Source organism: Mycobacterium sp. 1165178.9 (assembly GCF_001673555.1).
GTDB lineage: Bacteria > Actinomycetota > Actinomycetes > Mycobacteriales > Mycobacteriaceae > Mycobacterium.
Genome location: NZ_LZMB01000057.1, coordinates 1 through 5,192, shown reverse-complemented (window position 1 = coordinate 5,192; position 5,192 = coordinate 1). Strand labels below are relative to the sequence as shown.

At 64.3% G+C, this 5,192-nt stretch carries 4 protein-coding genes and 3 pseudogenes; 4 read left to right on the top strand and 3 right to left on the bottom strand.

Translation table 11 applies throughout. From position 1 onward, the window contains the following. The first annotated feature begins 244 nt into the window (after nt 1-244). Nucleotides 245-820: a hypothetical protein gene (locus A5652_RS02970; protein ID WP_067346472.1), complete on the top strand. Its 576-nt coding sequence runs from the start codon at nt 245-247 to the stop codon at nt 818-820. On the opposite strand, the gene A5652_RS02965 is transcribed toward A5652_RS02970, so the two are convergent. Together A5652_RS02965 and A5652_RS02960 are read right to left on the bottom strand one after the other, a co-directional pair. After that, the gene (locus A5652_RS02965) at nt 817-1,074 is read right to left on the bottom strand and encodes a Rho termination factor (protein ID WP_067346471.1); all 258 of its coding nucleotides are present in this window, start codon (nt 1,072-1,074) and stop codon (nt 817-819) included. The two genes, A5652_RS02970 and A5652_RS02965, sit on opposite strands and share 4 nt — an antisense overlap. 131 nt (nt 1,075-1,205) lie before the next feature. Beyond that, nucleotides 1,206-1,802: pseudogene (locus A5652_RS02960) on the bottom strand (catalase); the annotation flags it as partial. Nucleotides 1,803-1,842: 40 nt separating this feature from the next. Here A5652_RS02960 and A5652_RS02955 point away from each other — a divergent pair. The 3 genes and pseudogenes from A5652_RS02955 to A5652_RS02945 all read left to right on the top strand — a co-directional run. Then, entirely contained in the window at nt 1,843-2,856 is a 1,014-nt protein-coding gene (locus A5652_RS02955; protein WP_067346469.1) for a chemotaxis protein CheB, read from the top strand. Then, nucleotides 2,853-3,608: an STAS domain-containing protein gene (locus A5652_RS02950; RefSeq protein ID WP_067346467.1), complete on the top strand. Its 756-nt coding sequence runs from the start codon at nt 2,853-2,855 to the stop codon at nt 3,606-3,608. The genes A5652_RS02955 and A5652_RS02950 overlap by 4 nt, the downstream gene beginning before the upstream one ends. Nucleotides 3,609-3,658: 50 nt before the next feature. Further along, a pseudogene (locus A5652_RS02945) lies at nt 3,659-4,876 on the top strand (CheR family methyltransferase); the annotation flags it as partial. Here the strand turns inward: A5652_RS02945 and A5652_RS26360 are convergent. Further along, a pseudogene (locus tag A5652_RS26360) lies at nt 4,871-5,192 on the bottom strand (PAS domain-containing protein); the annotation flags it as partial. The pseudogenes A5652_RS02945 and A5652_RS26360 overlap by 6 nt on opposite strands.

Sequence of the window (5,192 nt, the reverse complement as noted above, 5' to 3'; positions counted from 1 at the left end):
CGTCCAGCACCACCACGATCGTGACCGGAATCGGCGCGCACAGCGCGGCGGTAAGCACCGTGCGCAGGCATGCCGGCAACTTTTCCCGCTCGTTGTGAGCGGGGATCACAACAGCGGCAGCGTCAAAGGCGCATGACACGGCGGTTGACATAACCCCGAGATTTCCCAGTTCGCCACAAGTTAAACGACCGTGGCCGGCATGCCAGGTTGCTCCCGCGACAGGCCGGGTATGACCTAATGCACCATGGCAGCTGCCGGAGCCCACCCCGACGTACCCGCGTGCGCCACGCCCTTGCGAGACGCGCTGCGTGGCGCGGCATCGGCTCTCAAGGAGAACGGCCCACGTTTCGCGTTGGCAGGCAGCTACGCGTTATGGGCTTACGGGGCACCGGAACCCAGTCACGACGTCGACCTGGTGGTAGCGGAGTCCGATGTGGAAGCGGCCGTGACGACCTTGGCCGACGCCGGGTTCGTCATCGAGCGGCCGCCGGAGGACTGGCTGTTCAAGGCCCGAAATGCCGACACGCTGGTCGACGTCCTGCACCGGATCAACGGGGTGCCGGTCGATGCGGGCACGCTGGACTGCGCCGAACAGCACGAGGTGCTCGCCATCAGCATGCCAGTGTTGCCACCCACCTTGGTGCTCGTCCAGCAGCTACGAGCGCTGCACGAGCACCACTGCGACTTCGCCAAGTTGCTCCCGGCGGTGCGCGCGGTGCGCGAACGGCTGGACTGGGAGGCGATCCGAACGCTGACCGCGGACAACGACTACGCGGTTGCATTCTTGGTGCTGGCCGATCGTCTCGGCCTCACCAACTAGTGATTACGCAGTTTGGCGACCAGTTTGTCTTTGGTCAGGCGCGAATAGCCGGACATGCCAAGTTCTTTGGCGCGCTTCTTGAGTTCCGTCACGGTCCAGTCCTGGTAAGAACCGGACTTGCCGCCCTTACGGGCGACCTTCGCCTTTCCCTGTCCGGCGGCCGCGTTCGAAATCCGCGCGGCCTTTTCTTTGGAGTCGCCCTTCTTGCGCAAATCTTGATATAGCTTCTCATTCTTGATCGACGAACGCGGCATCAACGATCCTCCTGTCCACGATGAGACACCTAACTTTCCGAGTGCCCGCCGCGGGCGCAGAAAAAACCACGTCCTAGGCGGGGACCGGGTCGGTGCGCCGCTCCCAGCAACGGTGCCGGGCGAGAGCGGCGGCGCGGCAACGCCCGGTCCGACATCAGCCACATGATGGTGTGCAGGGTCTCGGGCTCCAGCGACACGAAGTCCCGGAGGGTGTCGTGCGCGGACTGCGCCTGCGGAATCTCGTTGTGCGGCTCGGGTTTCACCGCGTGCACAAGTCGGGGAACTTGATGCCGTCCTGAATGAAGAACACCGGAAAGTTGTTGCCCACCAGATCGTAATTGCCTTGTTCGGTCGGTATAGAACTTGGTGGCAAAACCGCGCACGTCGCGGACCGTGTCGGCCGATCGGCGCGAACCGGCCACTGTGGAGAACCGGACGAACACTGGAGTCTGGACACCGGGAGTGGTCAGGAATTTCGCCGCGGTGTAGTCCGCCGGCCAGTCGTCATACGGCTCGAAATAGCCGTACGCACCTGCCTCGCGTGCGTGCACCACGCGCTCCGGAATGCGTTCGTGGTCGAAGTGGGTGATCTTCTCCCGGGCGTGAAAGTCCTCCAGCAGTGTCGGTCCCCGTTCACCGACCGTCAGCGAATCGTCGGTGTGGTCGACACGGACACCCTGTTGCGTCGTCAGGTATCCGGTGTGACGACAAAAACGCGCCGTATCCACCGCGAGGAGGGTTGCCTACCATCTATGGGGGTAGTCGAAAGTGGTGATTCAGACGGCTGAAGTCGGCGCCCTCCAAGGTGTGGTAGCAATCGGTGCGTCGGCAGGCGGTGTCGAAGCGCTGTCGAACGTCGCCGCCGGGTTAACGCCGGACGTGCCCTACGCCTACCTGATGGTGCTGCACGTGCCCGCCGGGGCGCCCAGCATCCTGGCCCGCATCGTCGATCGCAGTGGCCCCCTGCCCGCCACCGCCCCCGAGAACGGGGCGACCCTCGAGCCCGGCCACATCTATGTCGGCGTTCCGGACCGCCATCTGCTGGTCGCCGACCATCGGGTGTTGCTGTCACAAGGACCCACCGAAAACGGGCACCGGCCCGCGATCAACGCGTTGTTTCGGTCGGTGGCTCTGGCGTTCGGCACCCGCGCGATCGCTGTGTTGCTTTCCGGCGTGCTCGACGATGGTGTGCTCGGATTGGGAGCGATCCGCTCGCGTGGCGGCGTCACCATTGGTCAATTACCCGAGGACGCTATGTTCCCGGCGATGCCGACCAACGCCGCGGAGGCCGGCGTGGTGGATCGGCAGGCCGCGGCCGCCGACATCGGCGCGGTCCTCAAAGAGCTGTCGCACAGAGAAATAGAGGATTCCGATATGGAGCGCGACTCTGCGATTGAACTCGAGAACAAGATCGCCATGATGTCGCGGTTCGCGACAGACTTCGACACCGAAAAACTGGGGGTCCCGTCTGGCTACACCTGCCCCGACTGCAACGGCTCGCTGGTGTCCATCAGCGAGGGCAATTTTCGGTGCCAAGTCGGGCATGCCTGGACGGCCGAGGCGCTGCTTGGCGCGCGAGACACCGAGATCGAAGGGGCGATGTGGGTAGCGGTGCGCAGTCTGCAGGAAAAGGCCAGGCTGGCCCGGGACATGGCCGGCAGGACCGAAACCGGGCTGCTCTCCCGGCGCTACACGGCAATCGCGGAGGAGACCGAACGCGCGCTGGCCCTGCTCAGCGAGCGGCTGTCAGAAACGGCTCGGCACCGGGATGAAGCCGGATGACTGATCAAACGGATCTCCGGATCGAGCTGGAGACTTTCCAGGACCTACCGATCCTGATGGTGGAGGGCGTGCTGGACAGCTCGACCTATCGAACCGTGCGCGACACCGTCATCAAGGCCGCGATCGACGAGCCCCGCGCGGTGATCGTCGACGTCAATCGTGTGTGTGCGCCGTCGGCGTCGGCCTGGACGGTGTTCACCAGCGCTCGCTGGCACGTCAGCATCTGGCCCAACGTCCCGATCCTGCTGGTGTGCGCCGAGCCGCGGGTGCGCCGGGCGATCAGGGCGGCAGGCGTCACCCGCTACGTGCCGGTACATGCCACCCGGGAGCTCGCAGTGGACTCCCTGCAGGGCAAGACCCTCCAGGTCCGACGCCGCGCACGCACCAGCCTTGCCCGAAACATCAGCAGCCTCGAGATTGCGCGCAGTGTGATCGCCGAATGGCTCCACCAATGGGACATCAGTGACGTGATCCCGGTCGCGGCCACGTTGGCGACCGTCTTCATCGAAAACGTTCTCGACCACACCGAGAACGCACCGGTGTTGATCGTCGAGAGCTATCAAGACAGTGTCACCATCGCCGTCGAGGACAACAGCTCCCACTTGCCTGGGCGACACGAAGATGCAGAGCTGGGGGCTGATGTCGTGTCCGGGCTGGCGATCGTCGCCGCGCTGTGCCGCGTGTGGGGCGCGACCCCGACGTCGTCGGGCAAGACGGTTTGGGCAGTGATTGGTCGAGAAAACCAGTTCTGACGCGGAGTAATGTTCGGGTCCTTCGGTGAACCTTGATCGACGGGACTTGGATGGAATCCACGACAGACGAGGCGTTCGAGGCCCTGTTGCGTTATATGCGGGATTCGCGTGGTTTCGACTTCACCGGTTACAAGCGCACCTCGCTGATGCGCCGCGTCCGGCATCGGATGGATCAGGCCGGCTACACCGCGTTCGACGAGTACCTCGACTTTCTGCAAGCCAGCTCGGACGAATTCACAGCGCTCTTCAACACGATCCTGATCAACGTCACCTCGTTCTTCCGCGACCCGGATGCCTGGGAGTTCGTCAGTACCGAGGTCATTCCGCGACTGCTGGCCGAGCGCGGCCCTGACGATCCGCTCCGGGTGTGGAGTGCGGGCTGCGCCTCGGGCCAGGAGGCCTACACGCTGGCCATGCTGCTCGCCGAGGCGCTGGGACCCGAGGGTTTCCGGCAGCGGGTCAAGATCTACGCCACCGACGTCGACGAGGAGGCACTCAGCGAGGCGCGCATCGCCTCCTACGATGCCAAGGCGGTCGAATCCGTACCCGCAGATCTGTTGGGGCGCTACTTCGAACAGGTCAACGGCCGCTACGTATTTCATAAGGACCTGCGCCGCGCGGTGATCTTCGGGCGCAACGACCTGGTCAAGGACGCGCCGATCTCGCGCGTCGATCTGCTGGTGTGCCGCAACAGCCTGATGTACCTCAACGCGGAGACGCAACGAAACGTGTTGGGGCGACTGCATTTCGCCCTTGCGCCGCATGGCACGCTGTTCCTGGGACACGCCGAGATGCTGTTGAGTCACGGCGACCGGTTCGCCCCGCTGAACCTGAAACATCGCATTTTCCGCAAGGCGGCCGGAACCCACGGCGGCGTCGATCGCTTCGACCCCAATGCGGCGTACTACGAGCGCAACATAGATCTAGCGGGGTTGACGACCGTGCGCGACTTGGCATTCCGTGCCAGCCCGGTGGCCCAGATAGTGGTCACCGGCGAGGATACCGTCGCGATGATTAATCAGCAGGCGGAGAGCATCTTCGGGCTCTCCGCCCGCGACATCGGCCGACTGCTGCGTGACCTCGAGGTTTCGTACCGCCCGGTCGAGTTGCGCGCCTACCTGGAGCAGGCCAAGGTTGAGCGGCGCTCGGCGCGGATCCAGGACGTCAAATGGCAGCGACCGGGTGCCGAGACGGTGTGGTTCGAGATCCACGTCAATCCATTGGTCGACGCCGAGAACGGCTTGCTCGGTGTGTCAATCGTGTTCTTCGTTGGTGGACTGCAGCTCTTCGTACGCCGCCTCCAGCTGGCGGTTGGTTTGGACGACCTTGTCCAGCAGCGCGCGGGTGGCAGTGACGTCAAAGAACACGATTGACACACCGAGCAAGCCGTTCTCGGCGTCGACCAATGGATTGACGTGGATCTCGAACCACACCGTCTCGGCACCCGGTCGCTGCCATTTGACGTCCTGGATCCGCGCCGAGCGCCGCTCAACCTTGGCCTGCTCCAGGGAGGCGCGCAACTCGACGGGGCGGTACGAAACCTCGTGGTCACGCAGGAGTCGGCGGAGGTCGCGGGCGGAGAGC